This window comes from Candidatus Woesearchaeota archaeon (assembly GCA_018303405.1).
Lineage (GTDB): Archaea > Nanobdellota > Nanobdellia > Woesearchaeales > JABMPP01 > JAGVYD01.
On record JAGVYD010000012.1, the window covers coordinates 24,696 to 46,835 of the forward strand.

Consider the following 22,140-nt stretch of genomic DNA (forward strand, 5'->3'; position numbering starts at 1 on the left):
CATCCAGTGTCCTGGGTGGTAAGGGCCCGGCCCGGCAGCGAGGGCATAATCATTCTGGGCAAGGCCTCAACTTTTCAACTGGTTAATGATTTCTATTATCCCTCTTGAAGCTGGCTTTTTGGTAACATGGTCTGCCACCATTTTCAGTTTAGCATGGGCATTTGCAACCGCAACCCTATAACCCGGAAGGTTGAAGAGCTCCACATCATTTTCCGCATCCCCTATAATTATGACCTTTCCAGGGTCTAATTTAAGCAGGTCCAGTGCAATTTTGCTGCCTGTCGCCTTGTCCACATTTTTTGGCAGGACCATTATCTCGTCCACATTGCGCACCAGCTTGAGATGCTTGCGAATTGGCTTTAATGCTTTTTCCAGTCGGGAACTGTCCCTGACATTTACGCTTGTTATCACGCTGCCGAACCTTGCCTTGATACCCTCATGCTTTATCCTGCCCATGGCAGTTGCAACAAATTTGTTGGTGATTGTAATCATCCTGTCATCTTCGCTCATATAGATAACCGCTCCGTTCTCTGACACAACAGCGTCAAAAATGGGATACCTCTTATAAAAATCTATGGCAAATTTTTTTGGCCTGCCAGTTGACAGTATCAGGGGCTTTCGCAATCCCTTGAGGGCTTTAATGACATCGTTGCCCACTCTTCCCGGGACATCAGCCAGAGTCCTGTCAAGGTCCGTGACAAGGCCTTGGACATCCTCCAACTTCATCATTCGCGGGCTGTATCTCTCAGTTTTCTCAAGCAGAACATCGTGGTATAGCTTTATATGCTTGTCTACCGTATAGCTTTTCAGGAATTTTTTCTTGACAGTTTTCATGCCATTTTGGCCCATCCTTTCTCTTAGTTTCTCATCGCCCAGCAGTTTTATGATGTATGCGGCCGTTGCCTTGTAATCCCCGACTCCGACCAGATAGCCATTATAGCCGTGCTTGACCTGTTCCGGAATGCCCCCTGCATTTGTGCCTATAATCGCCTTTCCGCAAGCCATCCCTTCTGTGACTGACAGCCCGAACCCTTCAAGTTTTGAGGTCAGGGCAACAATATCCGCGGAATTGTAGACTTCCGGCAGGCTTTCATAATCTATATTCCCTGTAAATACTACCTTTTTCCTTAGTCCCAGCTCCTTTATCACATCCTTCACTCTTTTTTCATACACTTTCCTGTCATTGCTTATTTTTCCTGACAATGATTTGCCTCCCACAAACACAAGCCTTGCCTCCGGGTATTTTTTTAGCACCGCAGGCATTGCCCTGATAAGTTGCTCGTGGCCGCTTTTCCTGTCAATTCTCTGAACACACAAAATGACCTGCGCATTCTTTTTCATGCGGTATCTTTTTCTGAACCTGCTTGGCGGCACATCCAGTTTTTTGAACAGTGCTGTATCCGTGATGGGGCAAATAACCTCCACTTTTTCCCTTATCAGGCCGTGTTTGACGGCTTCGTCGGCATAAGCCCTTGTTGAGAAAATCACCCTGTCAAATTCGTTCATGTGCCTAATCATGAATTCCTTCAGAAACCTGGACATTGTGGGCACAAAAGGAATGTGCCATGTGAATATCAATGGAATGCCCCTTGGAATATACCTGTAAAGCAAAAGAAGCTGGAAATCATGTATATGCACAACTTCTGGAAGCTCCTTTTCCAGCAGGCTGTCAAGCTGGTTGCCTATCTCATCATTTACCTTATAATACTCCGCATATCCCTCACTTTCCACAGGGTCCTTTGTAAACCCCACAGCAAGGCCATGCGATTCATTATACACAGCTTCCTTAAACCGTGAGTAACCGGCCAGCATTTTCCTGTCCAGAGGCTCCTTGGGCACTCGAAATACAGAAATATTCCTGATTTCCTCATAACTTTCCGCATTTGGCGGCCTTAAATGCACTTCAGACACGCTGTGCCCGCGCTGCTGCAACCCTACTCCCAAATTAAGCAGGTGTGTTGAAACACCACCAATGTTGGGAAAGAACGACTGGCTTGCAAATAGTATTCTCATGGTTCCTCCACCGTGCTGCTCTAAAAATAAACTATCTGTACGACCTGCAAATTAAAAAAATTCTGCTTCAATACATGCAGATCTTAGCCATAGAGATTCTCCTTTCATTTAAATATTTTATGCAACTTAGCTGAAAAATATCGAGAACAACCATGCAACTATATCAAGATTTCCAGTTCCTTTATCTTTTCCCTCAATGTCTCTATTGTCTTGGTATTGTCATGCTGGTCAAGAAGCGTGCCGCACTCTGGGCACTTGAACTCGTACTCAGTCGCCTGGTCAAAATCCATCCTGACGCAGGCATTTTTGCACAGGAAGAAGAATCCCCTATTTTTCTCCTCTTTCTCAAGCCTTTCCTTGAATCTTGAAATCTTCTGGATTTTCAGGTGGCTTACGAGATCCTTGACCCTTCTCTTGTTGAATGTCCAGTAGCTGATATACCATCCCTTCTGCCTGTCCTTTTTCCTTTTATAGGTCACAAGATGCTGGTTGTGCAGCCTGTACAGTATATTCCTTATCATGTGAATCTCAGAATTGGTCTTTTCCGCAATCTTGAACTCGCTGATGTTTTGCCTGTCCTTGAGGTATTCAACTACCCTCACTGCGTCGTCGCCAACAACTTCTCCAACTAGCTCGAAGATTTTCTTGTTGGTAATTTTGCTTCCGTCTGCTTTTGGCGCAGCTGCCTTTTTTGCAGGCACACTTTCAGTTTTTTTCTTTGCCATAGGATTAGGTGATCGTTTATTCCAGTGTGGGCGCATTCCATTGCCTACATACACAAGGATTGCCCTTTAGATTGATAATACTGAACCTGGTCTGTCCCCCCTCAGAATCCATCATTATCGAAAAGCCATTTCCTAAAGCACACTCATATATAACCTGTATATATGGCCTGCATGCTCATGAACGGTCTTAAACTTAATTTTTGCCATTTTTCATTTAAATACTTTGCGGTGTTATAAAATATAGATTAAAGTATATATATGACCTCCAAATTTTTGTCGTCGGGAAGCTGCCATCCCTAAAACTTATAAATGACAGCGGGTTTTGCAGGATGTCATGGCGCATGCTATCTACATAAGGGGAAGAAGGACAGATATAATACACCTGGGGCCAATAACAACTTCCGCAACGGAGATAGGCCAGCTTTTCAAGGCCTGGCTGGCCATAAGCCTGGCATTTGCAATTGTCCTCGGCGGTTTCTCATTGACTACGAAATTCTTGCAGGTGATGGTAATAGCTGCCTTTACTGTCGGCATTGGATTTCTGCTGCATGAGCTTGCCCACAAGCTTGTGGCGCAGGCCTATGGTGCATGGGCAGAGTTCAGGTCTTTTGACCAGATGCTGCTGTTGGCCATTATAATGAGCTTTTTTGGCTTTGTCTTTGCAGCGCCTGGCGCAGTTTTCATTCACGGCCATATTGACATGAGAAAAAATGGGATTATTTCAGCGGCAGGCCCATGGACAAATATCGGCATTGCCATCCTTTTTGCGATTTCGGGTTTGATTTTTTCCTTGCCTGCAATTTTCATTGCCTATGGCTTTATGATCAATGCATGGCTGGCTGCATTCAACATGATCCCCTTTGGCAATTTCGACGGCCGGAAAGTCTGGGCATGGAGCAAGCTCGCCTATATCATCACTTTGCTGATCAGCATTTTCCTGGTCATGGCATCCCAGATGTTTACTTTATTGTAAGATGAATATTGTAAGATGAATAATATTGCTGATAGGCCGTTGATGGATGTGGCAATATTTCCAACTGAGATGTTGTCCAAACTCACTTTTTGGGCAAAGCTTGCCAATGGGTAAACTTTATATTCTGCAGGGGATTGTTCTGGCTAATGCAAATCGAAGACCTTGGGAAATGGAGAAAAGCCGGCAGGCTGACAGCAGAAGTAAGGGAATTCTCGCGCACAGTTGTCAGGCCAGGAACAAGAATCCTTGATGCAGTTGAAATCATTGAAAAGAAAATCTATGAGCTCGGCGGAGAGCCTGCATTTCCTGTCAATATCTCGCTGAACGATTGCGCTGCGCATTACACTCCTGTCCCCAACGATGAAACAATATTTTCTGACCAATTGGTTAAAGTGGACTGCGGCGTTCATGTCGACGGCTGTATTGGCGACACAGCAGTGACCATTGACCTTTCAGGCAAATACGCAGACCTTGTCAATGCTGCAAAGGAAGCTCTTGAAGCGGCAATCGCGACTTTGAAGGATGGAGGGTCGCTTGGCGAAATCGGCGCAACTGTGCATTCCAAAATAACTTCAAAAGGCTTCTCGCCTGTAATCAATCTTTCCGGGCACGGTTTGAACAAGTTTGTCGTGCATGACTCCCCTAATGTGCCAAACTATGACACAGGAGATGCAAGGAAGGTTGCGGCAGGTTCGATTATTGCCATTGAGCCTTTTGCCTCGCTTGGCAAAGGTGAAATCTATGAGTCTGGCAATGCCATGATTTTTTCTGTCTCCCGAAAGGCAGGAATCCGGAATATCATCACCAAGAAGGTTTTCCAGGAAATAGAAAAGTACAGGGGGCTGCCTTTCTGCACCAGGTGGCTTGCAAAAAAATTCCCCGAAGCCCAGGTGAATTATGCCATGCGAGACTTGAAGCAGTTGGGCGTCTTGCATGATTATCCCCCATTGGTTGATGTCAGGCACGGCATGGTCAGCCAGGCCGAGCACACCATTTTTGTTGGCGAAGATGGCATTGAAGTCTTGACAAAGGTGTGATTTCTTAAGAGTGGCAACTATAGCCAAGCTTTAAAAATAAGCTTCTCAACGCATATGCATGAAACCGCATCGAATGCATTATAAAGGGGGAGGCTCCCAAAAAAAGCAGCGATTTGAGGCAGCGCGCCGCAAATTGGACATTTTGGTTTCTGAAAATTATGCACATTACAATCCGAAAAAGCATGGCAATTATGGGGATTTTGCGCGCATGATAGGCGATAACCATGGTGCTTTTGTGTCAGGAGTTTTGAAATTATACCGTTCCGGGAATTACATTGAAGAAACCAAAAGGATGATGGATGACGAACTGGATTTTCTTGGATTGAGAGAGCAGGTTTTGCTTGCCCAACAAATGGATGGGCAGCTTTCGCTTGAGCGCATATTGCCCGGCGGCTACAGGCGCATAAAAGAATCTGACAATCCCTGGGTGTCCGGCATTACGGCAATTAGGAATTACCTCACCCGGACCACTCCCAAAGATGCCACCCTGCTAGTGGCAGTTTATGAGCCATATGGCCTAGTTGACCACCACCATCTGAAGAACCCGCTTGTGCTTGGCGAGTCATCCATGCCAAAAAGTCCTGATGGCAGGCTTGTTGTCACGGCAAATTATGATGGCGGAACCTATAGGGTGGATTTTACCCTTGCCAAAGAACCAGATGGAAAGTCGCATGCTGTTATGTTCAAACCTTATGTTCCCCCTATTCCCCGACAACCTTCACAATGACCCTTTTCCTTCTTTGCCCGTCGAATTCCGCATAATAGATTTGCTCCCACGGCCCGAGGTCCAGTTTTCCGTCAGTAACTGGCATCACAACCTGGTGTCCCATCAGGGTCCTTTTCAAATGCGCATCAGCATTGTCTTCGCCAGTCTGGTGATGCCTGTATGGCAGGCCATATGGCGCAAGCTTTTCAAGCCATGCCTGGAAATCCTCTATCAGCCCAGATTCTGCGTCGTTCACATATACGGCTGCAGTGATGTGCATTGGATTTATCAGGGCAAGGCCATCTTTGATGCCGGATTTCCTGACCGCATTTTCGACCTGGCCGGTAATGTTGAGAAATTCCTGTTTCTTCTTGGTGTTGAACCAGAGATATTCTGTGTAAGGCTTCATATTTTTCATGGATATGTTTCATGTTTTTAAATCTATATCAGAAAAAATTTATTGGAAATAAAAATGCCGCTACGCTGCCACCAGCACTCTTTCTTTTTCCCTCTTGGGCATTGGCTCCCGTTCTGGCGGCTTTTGCCGTGAATAATGGTTCCTGAGCGGGCCTAACAGTTCAGCCGGCTGCGGTATTCTGTAGTCACTAACTTTGGGAATAATATGGTAGTGCACCCTGTTCAAATGCTCCTTCCCTTTTCTCGCTTCGTGTACGACAATCGCAATTTCCTGTACTGCCGGGTCCCGCAAAAGCACTTCCACGGCCCCTCGCATATTTTCACCCACATATTTTCTTTCTTCCGGGTTCATGTATTCCAACCGTGCAATCCTTGTGTCAGCATCTATCCTTCGGGGATTAAGAACATCATATGGCACTGACAATTGGCTGAATTCATCCCAGTGAAAGGTAAGCTCCTTTTTTTCACTCTTCTGCTTGAATGCTTCCAGGGGGGTTTCCACTCCATATCCAGGTTTCATAAGCATTTCAACCCACCTGGACTCGTCATCAGCAACGGCTCTCGTGTCGCTTGTCGCCGGCAATGTATACCCTCTGATCATGAGCGATTTGCTCTCAGGCCTCTTTGTTATTTTATACACCTGAACCAGGCCCTCGAGACTTTCATCCTGAGAAAACAATCGGGCCAATTCACTTCCGCTTGCGGTAATGGCGCGCATATCCTGGTAGGTTATATCATCAAGTGAATGCCTGTTTGGGAATACAGTCACAATGACTGCCTGCCCATCTCCGAATTCCGACACAAAGGAATAATGTTTTTCCCTGTCCTCCTCGGAAGAATAAGACCCGCTGTGGTAAAACTTTCTGCCCAGCCTTGCCTCTTTTGTATCCATTGAGTAATTTGGTCCCTGGCCATTTCCCATATTGATAATTTTTTGCATCAGGCCAGGCGGAAGCTGTCCATTGCTGGGTAATTTCAACTGCGACCTGAGGTTCGGTTTTCCGGCATTAGAAATAGTATTGTTTACCAGTTCGTATCTGTCATCCAGTGTAGTCCCTTCATATGCCATTTCTAGCCACTCTGTACACACTGTAATGTCTTCAACCTGCAGGGGGGCATAGAATTACAATTATAAAAACTTTTCTATTTATCATACTTTATATGATAACTCAATTAGGCCTCTTATAACTCTCATAATTTAGCCATGGCCTTATAACTATGGTCCAATAATCCAGCTAAGAATCAGCCCTTCTCGCAAATTATTGCCTCATCCTCACCCAGAAAAACATGCAGGGTCTTTTCCCCGGCCAGCCCTGCCTGGATTGCGTTTTTCTCCTCCCAATACCTGTCAGGCGCAATGTTGCCATGCAAGACAGCCTTCCTGGCATTGAAGCCTGCTAGGCTATGCCTTATGGCATCCTTGCCATTTGATTCAATAGCCAAAACCTTGTAGCTTGCCTTGAAGAAATCCCCTTTAACCAGCTTCTCAGAAGTCAGGTATTTTTCATACATAAACAAGCCTTGCCCGGGGATTCTCTGCACCAGCCCAGCGCGCTCTGCAGCAGGGTCAACCTCATATATATAATCCAGCGGGGAGGCATAAGCAAAAATGTTTTCCTCATCCTTGTCTGTGAGCCGTGCTTCCTGCGGAAGGCAAACAGCTGAGATATTTGACAGCCTGGCCTTGCCGAGGTAAATGTTAAGCCGGTTCAACTGCCCATTGAGGCTTATATATTCCCTTTCAGAATCCTGGGCAACCCACCTGATCTGCGGAGGCAGCTCTATGCAAAGGGATTCAGAGATTTTTCCATAATACCCAATCAAATCCTGGATTGCAGGTTGAAGCGAGCCAAGAGACCTCGATGCTTCCGTGGCAGGCCTTTCCGGGTCGCAGAAAATCACATCTGCTTTTTTTATGGTTTTAAGCAAAGCCATTCCATCGCCGGAGTGAAATTCAATATTGCCAACTCCTTCTTTTTCAGCATTGAATTTTGCATAGCCCACTTTTCTGGGGTCAATGTCGACGGCAATTACCCTTTTGCATGTTTTCGCAAATGCAATGGCCTGCATGCCAATGCCGCATCCAACATCCACAATTTCGTCGCAGGCAAGCCTCTTTGCGCGATATGCCGCAATAACCTGGTTTGTTGCAAATCTTAAGTCAGATTCATTAAAGGCAAAAGAATCCGGCAATTTCCCAGTCCTGGAGTTGCTTATAAGCGCCCTGGCAATGGAGAATGCTTCTTCAAAATCCCCTGATCGGACTCTTGATTTTATCCTGTCTTTGTATATGCCCTGCCTGATCAATTTTTCAATTTTGTTTGCAGATTCCTTCAAAGAAGCTGGTTCTGATGCCATGCAGGCAAATTAATTGGCCGCATTAATAATATTTGCTATAAATCACAACTGTATTAGGACACTAGTCAGGGAGCACCCGGATTAGTCAGGTCTTTTTCAACAAGCTTGCACGGCATGCACCTGCCTGTCCCAAGGACATAGCCTATGACCTCCTCTGGAATTGGCTCCATCAACCAATTATCCTCGATAAGGCGGCCAGCTATGGTATTATCCTGTCTTCTTAGGTAATTGCCCTGCACCTTATAGCCCGGCTGTTCAATCAGGTAGTCAATGAATTTTTCACGCATGAATGCTGGATTTTGCAGGTGTTTAAGAATTTAATTGTCTATTGTCAAGAACTGCCTTTTGCCATAAACGGCTTTGCCCGAAAAGCCCCTTTTCTGTCCAAATAGTCGGACTTTTATGGAGTTATTGGGCAAATCCATTCTAAGTGGCCTTATCCGAAAACTCGCCTTCCGGCTCGGTTTGGGCATCCGCTCAGCATTGCGGCTTCCTGCGAATTGCATTTTTCTCCTCTACAACCCCGAAAAATGCATAATCCCTCCGGGAATGGGCTTCGCAAAATTGATGCCCAAACTCACTTTTCGGACAAGGCCATTCTAAGCAGAATATTTAAATAGTCACCTTTATTGATGCTTTATATGGAACAGGAAAATATTTTCAATTGCCCAAGATGCTCGGGATTTTTCGCCAGGCAGCCTATGAGGAAATTGCAGCATCCTGCAGGCATACTCCTGGATGTATGTGACAAGTGCCATGGAATGTGGATAGACGGCCACGAGATTGCGGTTTTGGAGAAATCAGGCATCCTAGCTGACAATAAAAAAAGGGTAGGTAACGGAAAGAAGAAGGGAAAAGGTGGTAAAAAATGAAGAAACGGAATCCGTGGATGATTGGCGGGTTGATTGTGCTCGGAGTTATTGTTTTGCTTGTTTTGACGTATATATCAATTTATAATACCCTTGTCAGGATGAATGAAGGCGTCAATGGTGGCTGGGCAAATGTTGAGACCCAATACCAAAGAAGGGTTGACCTGATTCCCAACCTGGTGTCGACGGTGAAGGGTGCTGCTGATTTCGAGGCAGGCACACTTGAGGAAATAACCAGGCTCAGAAGCCAATGGCAGGCAGCGCCTGATGTAAATGCGAAGATAGAGACAGCCAACCAAATTGAATCTGCGCTGTCAAAGCTGCTTGTGATAGCTGAAAATTACCCACAGCTGACTGCCACACAAAATTACCAGGCATTGCAGGACGAATTGGCCAACACTGAAAACAAGATTTCAGTGGAGCGAAAAAGGTACAATGACCTTGTCAGGGCATTCAATGCGAAAATCAAGACTTTTCCAAGCAACATAGTTGCAGGGAACCTGGGCTACACTGACAAAACATACTTCGAAGCTGCTGCAGGTGCAGAGACAGCTCCACTTGTTGACTTCGGACAATGAGGCTGAATCGGACCAAGCTGGCCTTTTTTTTCATTTCTTTGTTATTTATCCTGCCAGGCCTGGCCATGTCCCAGGCAGCATCTGTCAAAATACGGCAGTATGTTGTGGACAATGCGAATGTTTTTGATGCAGGAACTGAGCTCGAGTTGACGCGGATTCTTACAGAGCTCGAGCAGGCCACCAATGGCGTGCAGTTCGTTGTGTTCACCGAAGCGCAAATCCCATCTGACACAACGCTCGAAGAGCGGACTTTAAGCCTTGCAGAGGAAAACGGGATTGGGAAGCAGGGTGCTGACAATGGCGTCCTGCTCTATCTTGCAACTGAAGACAGGCAATACCGCTGGGAAGTCGGCTATGGCATGGAATCAACCCTGAACACCCCCTTGCTCGGCAGGCTGTCGCGGCAATATATGGTTCCTGATTTCCAGGCAGGAAATTATGGGCTGGGAATTCTCAAAGGCATTGATGCTGCATCAAAGGTAATATTGGGCTCAACTGACCCTGACATTGTCAAGCTGCAGTCAGGTGATGCAGGCAGCGCATCAGAAATTTCAACAGGAAACATAATCATATTCTCAATTATAGTCTTGCTGGCCTTGATAATGGGCATAATGCGATTTTTTTTCATGACCCGGGCTGTTATCAGGCTGGCATCTGGGAAGTCCAAGAAGGAAGACAAGGTATTCCAGGACGTTGCAACTTTAATTTTGCTGGGCTCCCTTGGCGGTCGAAGAGGAGGAAGAGGTGGCTTTGGCGGCGGCGGTTTTGGGGGCTTTTCAGGAGGGGGAGGCAGTTTCGGCGGCGGCGGCTTTGGCGGAAGGTTCATTAATTGCTAGACATAATCTTACCGGTCTAGTTATAATCTTGCCAGTAAGCCAGTAATAATAACCTAACTATAATCTATAATATAACCAGAATAAGCTATAACCTGGAATAATCATAAACTATAATTACCTGTAAGCATTTCCGGCAGTTCTTTTCAGAAATTAGGTGGGCTGAGGGCATATTTGGGGCACATGACACATTTTCGGCATATTTTCATATACCAAATGGCAAAGCTATATAAACAAATTAACTAAACAATTGTAAAGTCAGACAGTTTCGCAATAAAAGGGTGAATAGGCGGGCCATATATTTCAACTGGTTCAGACAGGTCTATGCCCTGCTAAATTTGAGTGAGTATGGGCCACTGTCCAGCCACTATCAGCCACTATGCACGAACCCGCAGTGTTGCGCTGTTTATGATTCACTGCTGATAATGTTTCACTGTTTCACATCAAAATCATAAATTGAAAGTTGGGGGCACAGAGTTGAAGAAGCCAAAAATCATGAATAGGTTTATTTTGATATTTTTAATTGCCATAGCCATGGTATCTGGCATGCTCCTTCTGCAAAAGTATTTTCAGATAACAGGCGGGGACGGATCCTCAAGCACCGGAAAGGCAGCGTATGCTGACTCAGTTTCAGAATTCTCCAAGCTGAGCAAGTCAAAGAACCTTGGATTTGACAGCGGCGCTGCTGATAATTCAGATTCTGAAAACACAAATTCGCCATCCGATATGGTAACTGGCTCTGGCACTGTCAGTGTAAATGGGCAGGATTCTGTTGTGGACGGAGATTCTCAGGGCGCCCCGGAATTGAGTGCAAGCGCAAGTTTCTCTGGCTCTGGAGCTGATGCACGTGTAGCTGATGCCTCCGCAATGACCATGGAGGAGATTGTACAGACAAGGGAAATTCTGCAGCAGGAAGCCCAGCGTCAGAATATTGTGGTAAGCGATGAGCTTGTTGATTCTACTATCCAGGCCAGCCTTCAGATGTATGGCATGACTGAACAGGAATTGCAGGCAGAGCTCACTGAAAGGGGCATGTCAATGGAATCCTATAAGTCTGAAATGAAAACAAACCTTGAGATTGCCAAATTGATCACAGACAATGTTGACCTCGACAGCATCGAAGTCACAGTGGGGGAAGTCGATGCGTTTATCGCAGCAAACCAGGAAGCCTTTTCAGATTTCCTGGACAACCCGGACGCAATGGAAATGATAAGGGTAAGGGTGCGGAATCTCCTCATTCAGCAGAAGCAGCAGGAAATAATTGAAGGGTATGTGGAAACAATTAGCGCGACATAATCCGAATGCAGGGCATAATCCACAAGTTAAAAATCAAAAATCAAACTGGTCAAAAATGAAACAAGCAAAAAAAGGAATGGCCAATAACCCCGGGGGCAGCGCAGGCGCAGGAAGCGCCGGATGTGCCGGAAGTGCCAGTAGCTCAGGCGTTCTTCGTGCCGATGCATTTTATTCGAGGCTCTTTCTTATTCTTTGCCTATCCTTCTCTTTTCTGGCATTGGCCGAACCTGCATCAGCTGACATGATTGCGGCATGCCCTGTTGATATAAATTCCGCGGGAACATGGTACCTGACGGAAAATCTGGATTCCGCTTCCACCTGCATAAACATCCTGTCTTCAAATGTAACCCTGGACTGCACCGGATTGGGAATCACAGGCCACCAGAATGGGTCAGGCATTGTTGTGAACAATTCACAGGATGTGCTGATTACCAATTGCGAGGTTATTGGTTTCAATGTCGGTGTTGAAGCCTCAAATTCCGATGTTGCCGTGACCTATGGCTTAATTTTCAACAATTCAATCGGCATCTCATCAGATTCATTGTCGGCCATAAATGCATCCTTCAACGCGATCTTCTCCAATACCCAATGGGGTGCATTCAACGCAGCTGCCGGGCCTGTGCATGCGATTGATAATTACTGGGGCACAACCCTCCCTGCGGAGATTGAGGTAGCTCTCTCTGGCAATGTTGAATACGACCCATACTTAACTGAAAATCCGTACGATGATTTGGATTCTGACGGGATAATCAACCTCAGGGACAATTGCAAGAGCATTTCCAATCCAGACCAGGCTGATTCAGACCATGATGGAAAAGGAGATGCCTGTGACATCAATGTAATCCTTAATTGGTTTGTATTCGACCCGGTCAATGAAGCCTATAGCATCTATCCGCCTTTGCTGGCATCCACAGAGACAGGCTATTTTATCGTGCAGCTTCATGATATCTCGCAAAAGGATTCTACATTTTCAAGCATTTCAGCTACATCGCTTGGCCCTGTTGCTCAAAATGCATTCCTGGTCCAGTCAGGCCAGACCAAACTCCAGATCCAGTCAAATGCCAATGTGCGATGGGCTGACATTTACCATCCAGCGTTCAAATTGGGGCAGGACCTTTATTACCTGGCCTCAACAGGCGCAGGGTCTGGAACAAATGTTGAGATTGAAATATCCTACTTTCCAGGTGGAAGCGCAAGTGTTTTGCAGCAGCTGGCAAGCCTTAATGCCCAGATAATGTGGGAATTTGAAAACACTGTCACCTTGAACCTCTCAGTTGATTCTCTCCTGAACATTTCCCAAAATCCTTATGTATTCATGATTGGCAGGTATTACCCGGTCACCGAGAAAAATGATGTTGCGCGGGGGATTACCAGAATCAATGCAATGCACCAGGGAACTTACGGGACAATCTTGACCGGCGCCGGGCATAATATCAGCATTATGGACACCGGCCTTGATACTGCCATTGGCTGCCTTGGGCTCACTGATTGCAGCACCAAAAATCCAACCCTGATGCAGGATTTTATTGGCAGGCTGCTTGAAGTCCGGCTTTCCTCAGCACTGCCGGGCAATGCCACTGATACAAACAGCCACGGCACGCACGTCGCTGGAAGCGCAGTCGGGGACGGCTCCCTGTCTGGCGGCATGTTCAAGGGCGCGGCCCCAGATGCAAAATTCATGTACTTAAAGCAAATAGGAAACAATGCAGCAGGCACCCAGTATGCCATGCAGAAAGGATACAAAATCCTCACAAACAGCTGGGGCGGCACAAATTGCAGTTTCGCATATCTTCCTGTTGCCCAGACTTATGATCAGCTGACCTACCAATTTCCAAAGTCAGCAATGCTTTTCGCAGCTGGCAATGAGGAGCAGAATCCGTGCGGCGGGACCGGCCAAAATTCCATTGAGCCGGAGGCAGTTGCAAAAAATGTCATTTCAGTCGGGGCAACTGAATCGCTGAGGGCACTTCCAGCCCCGCCTGCTGCAGGGCCGCATGCTGGCAATTTCTATGTCACCACCTCCAGGCGAATAACAGGGCCTCCAAATTTCAATTATCAAAGCGGATTTCCAATAGGTACAATAGCTGGAGATGCAGACAATATATATGATATTGCAGGATTCAGCAGCCGGGGCCCAAATGCGAATCCACTCACGGCTAACACAGTGAGAATCAAGCCTGATATTGTTGCGCCAGGACATTATATAATATCCACCAGGTCCACTGTATGCGTGGATGACAGTGATGCCAACGCGGACGGGGGCATCAACCATTCCGATTGCGTGGGCAGGGGCCTTCCCGGAGGGCCATATTCCGCCTTCCAGGGAAATTATAGTGTCATTGACATATTGAACAGCTCAGGCAATGTCTTTGTCTCGAATTTCAACATAAGGGATTCAGATATCCCTGGTTTGCTTGTTTATCTGAATGCAAATTATTTTGGAGCGCCTTTCACAACTTCAAATGTCAGGCCAATCCCGGCCAATCCAAACATGCCGGGCGCTGCCACACAATTTTACATGTACAACAGCGGTACAAGCATGGCAACGCCTCACGTGGCCGGCTCGCTCGCTGTCATTCTTGAGTATTTCACCAAGCTCAAAGGATACAATGACGTTTCGTCGTCATTGATGAAGGCAATGATAATCAACGGCGCCAGGGATATTGGGAAGCTTGGAAGCCCCGGTGGCATGACCGCAACTAATGCTCCGGACAATGACCAGGGATGGGGAATGCTCAGCATGGATGATGCACTTTTCCCTGCAGGACTTGCCACCCGCCTTGTTTACAAGGATAATGAGGACCCGAACAAGCTCAAGGCAAACAACGACATTGTATCATACATTGCATTGGGCAGCGTCCCAATAAGATTTTCCAAAAAAGTGAATATCAGCATCACCCTTGTGTGGATGGACCAGCCAACAGCAGTGCCGAGCCATAACCTTGTCAATGACCTCGACCTTCTTGTTATAGACCCTAAAGGTGAAAAATTCCACGGGAATATTTTCAAGGCCAATGGTTTCTCTGTCCCTGAATCAACTCGTGCAGGAAAGGATGCAGTCAACAATGTCGAAAAAGTAAAACTGCAAAATGCAGTTGAGGGATTTTATAATATTTCAGTCATCGCCGCGTCAATCGCGGGCAACCCGCAGGCTTTTGCGCTGGTTGTTTCCCCTGTCATCGGGGCAGATTCCCAGAATGCCGCGGGCGAATACGATTATAATTTTTCGATTGGTGAAAAAGTTTATGCCGCTGCCGTTGGCTTGCCCAATGGGACAAGCGTAAAAGTTTATGCAATCAAGCATTCAGACGCAGTTGGCCTGGCAGAGGGCCAGTCCATTTCAAGCCTGGCCCAGCAGTCATCCGGGGCAGTGAGCGTGATGACAGACAACGCAGGCACATTCAGCGGGCAGTTGCTGTGGGAAACAAGCAAGGACATTAAAAAAATAATTCTGTCAAACGGCGAATTCAATATTCTGGTCGACGCCAATAACAACGGCAAATTCGAGGCATCAGTAGATGTGCTTGATTATTCAGGCAGGATAGGATTCAATGTCAAATGCGTAAATCCGGCGAATGGCAATACGTGCGGAGTCGTTGAGTCAGCCATTTCAACTGGCGTCAAGGAGCAGAATTTCAACAAAAAGGACGCTGCCTTTGCTGCTACTGACATCATTTCAGAGGATGCCAATAAGAAAGGCAAGCTGCATATTGTCAAGAAGGGCAGCCTCAAGGATGGAAAGGCATATGACGCTGACCCAAGCAACACGCAGGAGCAATTGACATTCACAGCTGGCACGGTGCAATCTGCAACTACCAACATATGGGCGCCGGACCTTGTCGGCGGGGATTATGACCTCGTTGTGGACCTTGGCGCAGGAGTCAACCCGGACGGAATTTTCAACTCCTCTATGGACATTGTGGATGCGGATGGCTTCAGCGTGCTCGGGGTTGTCGAGCAGGTCAAGTTTGCCATAGACTCAGGCAATACACTGCATGCGGTAGGCGTTCAGATCAGCAAGGACAGTTCTGGAAATGAAATCACCAAACTGGTCTATGGGTATTCCCTCGGGGGCACAAAATTCACCGTCGATAGGGAGCATGCAGAATTGTATGACTGGAGCACGGACACAACAGTAAAATGGAAAGTCCTTAGGGAAGGGTATGGCAGCAAGTTCAGGAATCCCGACATTGCTGTTGACAGCAAGGGCAATCCATTCATCATTTCAGAAATCCATCCAACAGGCTTTGAATGGCTTATTTTCATGGCCCTCAATGGAACTGCAGGAACCTACAAAACGGACTTCGGCAAAAGCATAGGCGGGAGTACGGGCAATGCTGTGGACATTGTTATCTATTATTGGGACGATTTCTGGGACCCTCAGCTTTCAAACCCGCGAATTGAGATTGACCCAACCAACGACATGCCGATTATCCTCTCTAAGGTATTCCTGATGTTCCCTGATTTATTCTATTTCCAGCAGATTTACCCGGTGGCGGCATTCACAGTGCAGAATGTTGTCTTCCCACATCCTCTTGTGCCAACCACCTCAACTCTTGACATAAAGGGCGGGCCGGCAGTTTATTTCGGCGACAGCCTGCAAGTAGCGACCTATGCCCGTGAGGAGACCACAGGCGGAGGCGTCGTAATATCGCACGGCACTGTGCATTGGCCATGGAAATGGGATATTCCTGATGCAGTATCTGGCGAGCCATCGCGAACTTCAAACTCATATCAGATCGCACTCGATGAGGAAACAAAGGTTATGTCCGACATAGCCACAGCATCTCCAAGGCGCGGCTCCTGGCGCTGGTGGCCTGTAGACGAAGTGAAAGGTTTGGGGGATGATATTGGCAATGGAGATTTGGTAGTTGATGAAAATGGGGATATCCATGTGGCTTACTACAGGAACTTGCAAAAATATACCTCCTCAATCTCAACTGTGCCAGACCGCAGAATATTCTATTCAAAATTCACTGCAATCCCGCTGGCAAATCCGCCTGAGTATCCTGAGTCAGCAATTGTCGACTATAGCATGCCCGTGATGGTCTCTTCAGACAATACTCTCAGCATTCATTACACGCCGGGAATTGATGTTGACAAATATGGAAGGGTGCATCTGGTCTATCCTACTGAAACGCACATCCAGTATGCGCAATTTGAAAGCACGGTTTCACCTGGCGCGGACTACGACGAAACGCAAATAAGCAATGTCCAGATAATTGATGTGGCCCCTTTGGCTGATATTGGCCAGAATGCACGGCCAACAGTGGCTGTGACAGAGAACGGGCCGAACATTGCGTTCAGGGATATGGATGGCATAAATTCTTCGGACAATGCCGGCTATTTTGTGAGAAATACGGGTCCGCTTGACAGCCCAGTGTTTGGCACTCCTGTGCAGATACTCAAGCCTGCAGACTATTCTGCGCCGCCGGCACTGAATTTCATCCAGATGGAGCGCAACAAATGGTCAAAGACCATGCGGCCCGAGCTTTATCTTGGCTGGACCCATATCCTCGACGGCGAAATGACATTCCAGTTCAAGAAGACACTGCCGCACACAACTTTCCTTATAGTGATTGATGGCATGGATTCTGCAAAGTTTAACCAGCAGCTGGCCAATGGCAATTTGCCAAGGATGAAGCAGCTTATGGCTGATTACACCAGCCTGAAGGCCACAGCTACAGGCATTTATCCGCAATTGACTTTCCCCGCTTACACTTCAATGATGACTGGATTGCTGCCAAAAGACCACGGTGTGCCTGGAGACAGGTTCAGGGCAAGTGGCCAGGTCATTGATCTCTTCACTGATCCAAATAAGATAAATTCACACCTCACATCAGCTGGCACAGAAACGATTTTTGATGTCCTGGCGGCAAACAGCAGGACCATGGCATCCCTTGAGGCCCCGATTACAAAGGGCATCCCATCAGATGACCCCAATAAGAACACTGCCATTGATGTCTCTTTTTCCGGAGGCACAATCAATAATTTCAATGATTTGACAACCTATCTGAACAGCATTGACTCTTATGACGACCAGTCTGACAATGACCCCGTGGATTTCGTATCTGTTTACCTGCTTAGCCAGGATCACGGGCTTGCAACAGCGTCCAGCAGCATGTCTTACACAGATGCAGACTCTAAAGTTGGGCAGATCATTGACGCCCTTGCCGGCGTGAACGGATTGGAGCAGTCAATTTTCCTAATCACTTCTGATCATGGTTTCGGCGATGTCTCTGCCAGCGCTGACAAGGTGATAAAGGATATCCACAGTGCAACAAAAACATTCACAACCGACAACAATGGCTATCTTGCCTATTATTACTTGTCTGGCTCGCCTTCAAATGCTGATATTTCAGCAGCTGCCAAGGATATCCAGGATCATAATACAATAATCCCATCAAGCAATGTCCTGGGCAAGCTTGCAAATATATATGTCAAGCAGGGCCCATTGTACAAGAATTTTGTGGCTGGCGCAGTTGGCGGCAATTCCCCGGCCAAGTACCAAAACCTGTTCTCGCAATATTCAGGCGACATAATCATCACGCCCGATACATCCTTCTATTTTGCTGATGCGCAGCATAAGGCACTGGAAAAAACAACCCTGAATACTGTGCCAATAATAATCACTGGCAATTTCTATAAGTCCATTATTGAAGGCACTCTCCAGCTTACTGCTCCTGTTGAGCAGATAGACATAGCAAAAACCATCGCCTATATTGTGGGGGGGTCAGATATCGCGCAGGGCGTAGGAGGGGATGGCAAGAATATCTTCGATCCAGAATTCAGCGTAATTGTCGGCTCACCGGTCTTCGTCCACTTGTATGATTCTCAGGACAATCATGTCGGAATACTCCCCAGCGGGGAGCTTGAAGCCACAGTTCCATTGTCATCTTATTCCTTTGACAACAAGACCAAAAAAATCAGGATTGATGTATTGCAAAAAGTTGACGATTATAAGATTCTGATTGATGCATTTGGCACTGGCAATTTTACCCTCAGGATACGGCAAAATCTCAGGAATGAAAGCTTTGCCATTGACTATCCAACCATGAATATCAAGCAAGGCTCAGTCGCAGTTGTTGACATGCTCAGCTCCCCTGGCTTCACAATGAATTTTGACTTTGACGGGGACAGCATTTTTGAGGCTGCTGTAAGCCCAAAATCCAATATCCAGTCGCAGTTGATTGACGGGAATTTAATCATGGCCATTAACGCGTTGCAGGGCGACAAGCTGGACATTGACTTGCTGAGCCAGTATGGAATCAGGATACAGGGAACTGCGCTCAATGACATTGCCGATGGGACAATCATTTTTTCCAAAGCTCCCGATGAAGGGTATGGAGGATTTGGATTTTTGTCTGTCAATGAGCTTCTAAATGTCAACTCCCCTGATGGTGTAGAGGCACTGATAGGGGATTTGAACATTTCACTAAAGTACAACACGGCCCTGCTTGACCATGCTGTCAAGGGCTCTCTGCAATTATATAACATACAGGGAGGTGTCCCATCTGTTGTTCCAGGCGCCATCCTGAAAAGCAATTTCAACTTGTTCGAGAACATTGATTCAACAGGCCTGTATATAGTCGGAGCAGGTGACCAGTCGCCAATAATCCATAATGTGGAAGTCATGCCTGCGGTAAGCAATATTGCAAATTCCATGTTCCTTGTTGTTGCGAATATAACTGACAACCAGGCACTGCAGGGCGTGGTCGCAAAATACTTGGGCAATAATTACACAATGTCTTTCAACATCGGAAATGGATTATATGAAACTGCCCTTCAGGCCCCGCTGGCTGATGGGACTTATCCCATCTCTGTGACGGCAACTGACAATAACAACAATACTGCCATTGCTTCCTATTCGGCTTTCAGGCTTGACTCAACTCCTCCAACAGTCAGCATAATATCGCCGTCTGACAATTCTGTTATTAAGGATAATCTGGCATTTGTCAAATTCCAGGTCAATGAAAATGTGCTGAATGCCAGCTACATCCTGGACCAGGGCCCAGAAGCACAAGCGCCTCTTGAGGGATTTGACATAACCCCTGGATTCGGCATGCACAATCTGACGGTCAATGTTCTGGATCTTGCGCTAAATCCGGCGACTGACTCCATTTCATTTGAGATCCCAATTGACAATGTTGAGGTGTCAGAGCTGGAAATGCCTTACGCAGCCAAGCTCGGCCAGGAGATTGAAGTGGCCTTTGTTGCAAGAAACACCGGAAATGACTCAGAGTCCGTAACCTTCCAATTATTTGACAATGCAACAATTGTTGCCAGCCAGGCTCTGCTTATTGCGAGCAATGAGACTGTTATTTCCAAGTTTGATTATGTGCCATCGCTTGGTGTGCACAATATCAGCGTAATGGCTTCGCCAGTGCCCGGAGAGACATACCTGGCGGACAACAGGCTGGCGCAGCTGGTAAAGGTTTCAGACAAGTCGGTGCTCCTTGTGGTCTCCGATGGCGCCGATCCGGCAGGGTCCCAGGATTATTTGCAGGCTATAGCCTCTGCAGGCTATGACAGCGTGTTTTTTGATACCGCATCAAGCATCATAACTGACAAGCTTGTCAATGATTTCAGGCTTGTAATCTGGTACACCGGCAATAGCCAATCTACGCTGAATGGGATAGAGGCAGAAATTTTGCAAAACTACATCCTAAATGGCGGCCGGCTCTTCCTGTCAGGATCAGAAATCGGCAAGGATATTTCTGGAACTGATTTCTACTCATCAGGATTAGGGGCAGCCTACACCAAGTCAGTTGACCAGCTTCAGAATATTGTCGGAATTTACCAGGATCCGGTCAGCAGGGGGCTTCTTGCTGACATTGGAGAAGGCGGCGAGGAGATTGCCGCATCTCCGCTTGCAAACAATTCCCAGATCGAGACAGTGTTCACCTACATTGGCGCAAATGCCGCCGGGCTCAGGAAAATTGACCCAAACAGCAAGGTCGTATACTTTGCCTTTGCCTTTGAGGTAATTGCATCCGCAGAGGATAGGAACATTATCATGAGCAGGCTGATAGCTGATTTCAACATTGATGACACTCCACCGCAGATTCTCAGCCTAACGCCACCTGAAAAATCCAAACTCCCGGTGAACACAACGAATTTCACGCTCCGGCTTGAAACCGATGAAGTTAGCTCATGTGCAATTTCAGAGCAGAAGGGCCTGAGATTTTCATTGATGCAGCCATTTGATTCTGCTGATGGATTTATACATTACAGCAACATAACCAACCTGAGCAATAATGTCGCATATACCAGGTACATCAAGTGCAAGGATACAAAGAATAACCTGCTGGCCCTGGAATACAACTTCTCAGTTGAGAACAGGACATTCATTGCCCCTACATTATTGCCCATCAGCGCCAGGACAGTTGATGAGGCGTCTGCCATTGAAATATTTGTGAATGTGTCAGACGAGGAAAATGATCCCATCCAGCTCTACATAAAGGACCTGCCGAGCATCAATTTCCCCAAGCCAATTGCAGACAGGTTTACTCTGTCAAGCCAGACATTCATGCTCAGCACAAATTATGACGATGCTGGCCAGTACAAGCTGCAGGTAATTGCCAGCGACGGTTCCGGAAATGTGACAACTGATTTTGTGCTCTATATAATTGATGTAAACAGGCCTCCGGTGCTTGACTTCATTGCGCCCATAACAGCAAAGGTTGGAAATTACCTATACAGAAACATCACAGCATCTGACCCTGACGGGGACGCATTGCTATTTTATGAGGATTCTGGTTTATTCACGGTCAACCTTTACACTGGCGGCGTGGTTTTCAAGCCAAAGGCTGAGCAGATTGGGAATTACACAGTGAATTTCAGTGTCAGCGACGGCGAATATACGGACTATCAGCTTGTTCCTCTTGAGATAACTATGACCAACAGGCCGCCCGTGATCCAGTTTATGCCAACGATGTCCACATTGCAGGGCGCGCTGTTTGTTTATCAGGTTAATGCCACTGACCCGGATGGCGATGAGCTGAATTTCACGTCAAACAGCACTGCCTTCAATATCACAGCATCAGGCTTAATCAGTTTCACGCCGGGGATTTCGGATGTCGGGACGCATATCGTCTCAGTTCGGGCAAGCGACGGGCTGCTTTCAGCGACGAGAATACTGAACCTATTAATATATCCCACAAATTCAGCGCCGAAGATTTTGGACATCATCAAGCCTTTGTTTGCATTCCCGGGAGACCAGGTGAATATTACCGTCGAGGCGTGCGATCCTGAATTGGATCCATTGTGCGCCTAACAGCGCAAAGAGAGAGATATTGGATAATAAAAAATAAACATAAAATGAAAAAATAAAAA

Annotated in this window: 14 protein-coding genes; 8 read left to right on the forward strand and 6 right to left on the reverse strand. The window is 46.8% G+C overall.

The window, feature by feature from the left end; genetic code table 11:
- Positions 1–66: 66 nt before the first annotated feature.
- Positions 67–2,013 carry a glycosyltransferase gene (locus tag J4227_04560; protein ID MBS3109772.1) on the reverse strand — a complete coding sequence of 649 codons (1,947 nt, stop codon included), beginning with the start codon at positions 2,011–2,013 and terminating at the stop codon, positions 67–69.
- Positions 2,014–2,171: 158 nt separating this feature from the next.
- Entirely contained in the window at positions 2,172–2,738 is a 567-nt protein-coding gene (locus tag J4227_04565) for a hypothetical protein (GenBank protein ID MBS3109773.1), read from the reverse strand.
- A gap of 391 nt (positions 2,739–3,129) precedes the next feature.
- Between J4227_04565 and J4227_04570 the strand changes: the two genes are divergently transcribed.
- The 3 genes from J4227_04570 (at position 3,130) to J4227_04580 (ending at position 5,475) form a co-directional block, all read left to right on the forward strand.
- Positions 3,130–3,711 carry a metalloprotease gene (locus J4227_04570; protein ID MBS3109774.1) on the forward strand — a complete coding sequence of 194 codons (582 nt, stop codon included), beginning with the start codon at positions 3,130–3,132 and terminating at the stop codon, positions 3,709–3,711.
- 146 nt (positions 3,712–3,857) lie between these two features.
- Entirely contained in the window at positions 3,858–4,748 is an 891-nt protein-coding gene (map, locus tag J4227_04575) for a type II methionyl aminopeptidase (GenBank protein MBS3109775.1), read from the forward strand.
- 58 nt (positions 4,749–4,806) lie between these two features.
- Positions 4,807–5,475 carry a hypothetical protein gene (locus J4227_04580; GenBank protein MBS3109776.1) on the forward strand — a complete coding sequence of 223 codons (669 nt, stop codon included), beginning with the start codon at positions 4,807–4,809 and terminating at the stop codon, positions 5,473–5,475.
- On the opposite strand, the gene J4227_04585 is transcribed toward J4227_04580, so the two are convergent.
- The 4 genes from J4227_04585 to J4227_04600 all read right to left on the reverse strand — a co-directional run bounded on the left by J4227_04585 (position 5,450) and on the right by J4227_04600 (position 8,516).
- Complete coding sequence (locus tag J4227_04585) at positions 5,450–5,863, reverse strand: secondary thiamine-phosphate synthase enzyme YjbQ (protein MBS3109777.1); 414 nt, start codon at positions 5,861–5,863, stop codon at positions 5,450–5,452. The two genes, J4227_04580 and J4227_04585, sit on opposite strands and share 26 nt — an antisense overlap.
- A 69-nt stretch (positions 5,864–5,932) precedes the next feature.
- The gene (locus J4227_04590; GenBank protein ID MBS3109778.1) at positions 5,933–6,940 is read right to left on the reverse strand and encodes a hypothetical protein; all 1,008 of its coding nucleotides are present in this window, start codon (positions 6,938–6,940) and stop codon (positions 5,933–5,935) included.
- A gap of 173 nt (positions 6,941–7,113) precedes the next feature.
- Positions 7,114–8,229 carry a methyltransferase domain-containing protein gene (locus J4227_04595; protein ID MBS3109779.1) on the reverse strand — a complete coding sequence of 372 codons (1,116 nt, stop codon included), beginning with the start codon at positions 8,227–8,229 and terminating at the stop codon, positions 7,114–7,116.
- Positions 8,230–8,294: 65 nt separating this feature from the next.
- Positions 8,295–8,516 carry a hypothetical protein gene (locus J4227_04600; GenBank protein MBS3109780.1) on the reverse strand — a complete coding sequence of 74 codons (222 nt, stop codon included), beginning with the start codon at positions 8,514–8,516 and terminating at the stop codon, positions 8,295–8,297.
- A 354-nt stretch (positions 8,517–8,870) separates the two neighbouring features.
- On the opposite strand from J4227_04600, the gene J4227_04605 reads away from it, so the two are divergent.
- The 5 genes from J4227_04605 to J4227_04625 all read left to right on the forward strand — a co-directional run bounded on the left by J4227_04605 (position 8,871) and on the right by J4227_04625 (position 22,081).
- A complete protein-coding gene (locus tag J4227_04605) occupies positions 8,871–9,101 on the forward strand; it encodes a zf-TFIIB domain-containing protein (GenBank protein MBS3109781.1) in 231 nt (76 codons plus the stop codon).
- Between the two features lie 17 nt (positions 9,102–9,118).
- A complete protein-coding gene (locus J4227_04610; GenBank protein ID MBS3109782.1) occupies positions 9,119–9,676 on the forward strand; it encodes a LemA family protein in 558 nt (185 codons plus the stop codon).
- On the forward strand, positions 9,673–10,512 hold the full coding sequence (locus J4227_04615; GenBank protein MBS3109783.1) for a TPM domain-containing protein: 840 nt from the start codon (positions 9,673–9,675) through the stop codon (positions 10,510–10,512). The genes J4227_04610 and J4227_04615 overlap by 4 nt, the downstream gene beginning before the upstream one ends.
- Before the next feature lie 531 nt (positions 10,513–11,043).
- A complete protein-coding gene (locus tag J4227_04620) occupies positions 11,044–11,805 on the forward strand; it encodes a SurA N-terminal domain-containing protein (protein ID MBS3109784.1) in 762 nt (253 codons plus the stop codon).
- A gap of 55 nt (positions 11,806–11,860) precedes the next feature.
- Positions 11,861–22,081 (forward strand): S8 family serine peptidase, encoded by a 10,221-nt coding sequence (locus J4227_04625; GenBank protein MBS3109785.1) that lies wholly within the window; start codon positions 11,861–11,863, stop codon positions 22,079–22,081.
- The last annotated feature ends 59 nt before the right edge of the window (positions 22,082–22,140 follow it).

Bases quoted from the DNA above. Each gene is read 5' to 3' on its own strand.
- J4227_04560 (MBS3109772.1), bottom strand. From the start codon at position 2,013: ATGAGAATACTATTTGCAAGCCAGTCGTTCTTTCCCAACATTGGTGGT.
- J4227_04565 (MBS3109773.1), bottom strand. From the start codon at position 2,738: ATGGCAAAGAAAAAAACTGAAAGTGTGCCTGCAAAAAAGGCAGCTGCG.
- map (MBS3109775.1), top strand. From the start codon at position 3,858: ATGCAAATCGAAGACCTTGGGAAATGGAGAAAAGCCGGCAGGCTGACA.
- J4227_04580 (MBS3109776.1), top strand. From the start codon at position 4,807: ATGAAACCGCATCGAATGCATTATAAAGGGGGAGGCTCCCAAAAAAAG.
- J4227_04585 (MBS3109777.1), bottom strand. From the start codon at position 5,863: ATGAAGCCTTACACAGAATATCTCTGGTTCAACACCAAGAAGAAACAG.
- J4227_04590 (MBS3109778.1), bottom strand. From the start codon at position 6,940: ATGGCATATGAAGGGACTACACTGGATGACAGATACGAACTGGTAAAC.
- J4227_04595 (MBS3109779.1), bottom strand. From the start codon at position 8,229: ATGGCATCAGAACCAGCTTCTTTGAAGGAATCTGCAAACAAAATTGAA.
- J4227_04600 (MBS3109780.1), bottom strand. From the start codon at position 8,516: ATGCGTGAAAAATTCATTGACTACCTGATTGAACAGCCGGGCTATAAG.
- J4227_04605 (MBS3109781.1), top strand. From the start codon at position 8,871: ATGGAACAGGAAAATATTTTCAATTGCCCAAGATGCTCGGGATTTTTC.
- J4227_04610 (MBS3109782.1), top strand. From the start codon at position 9,119: ATGATTGGCGGGTTGATTGTGCTCGGAGTTATTGTTTTGCTTGTTTTG.
- J4227_04615 (MBS3109783.1), top strand. From the start codon at position 9,673: ATGAGGCTGAATCGGACCAAGCTGGCCTTTTTTTTCATTTCTTTGTTA.
- J4227_04620 (MBS3109784.1), top strand. From the start codon at position 11,044: ATGGTATCTGGCATGCTCCTTCTGCAAAAGTATTTTCAGATAACAGGC.
- J4227_04625 (MBS3109785.1), top strand. From the start codon at position 11,861: ATGAAACAAGCAAAAAAAGGAATGGCCAATAACCCCGGGGGCAGCGCA.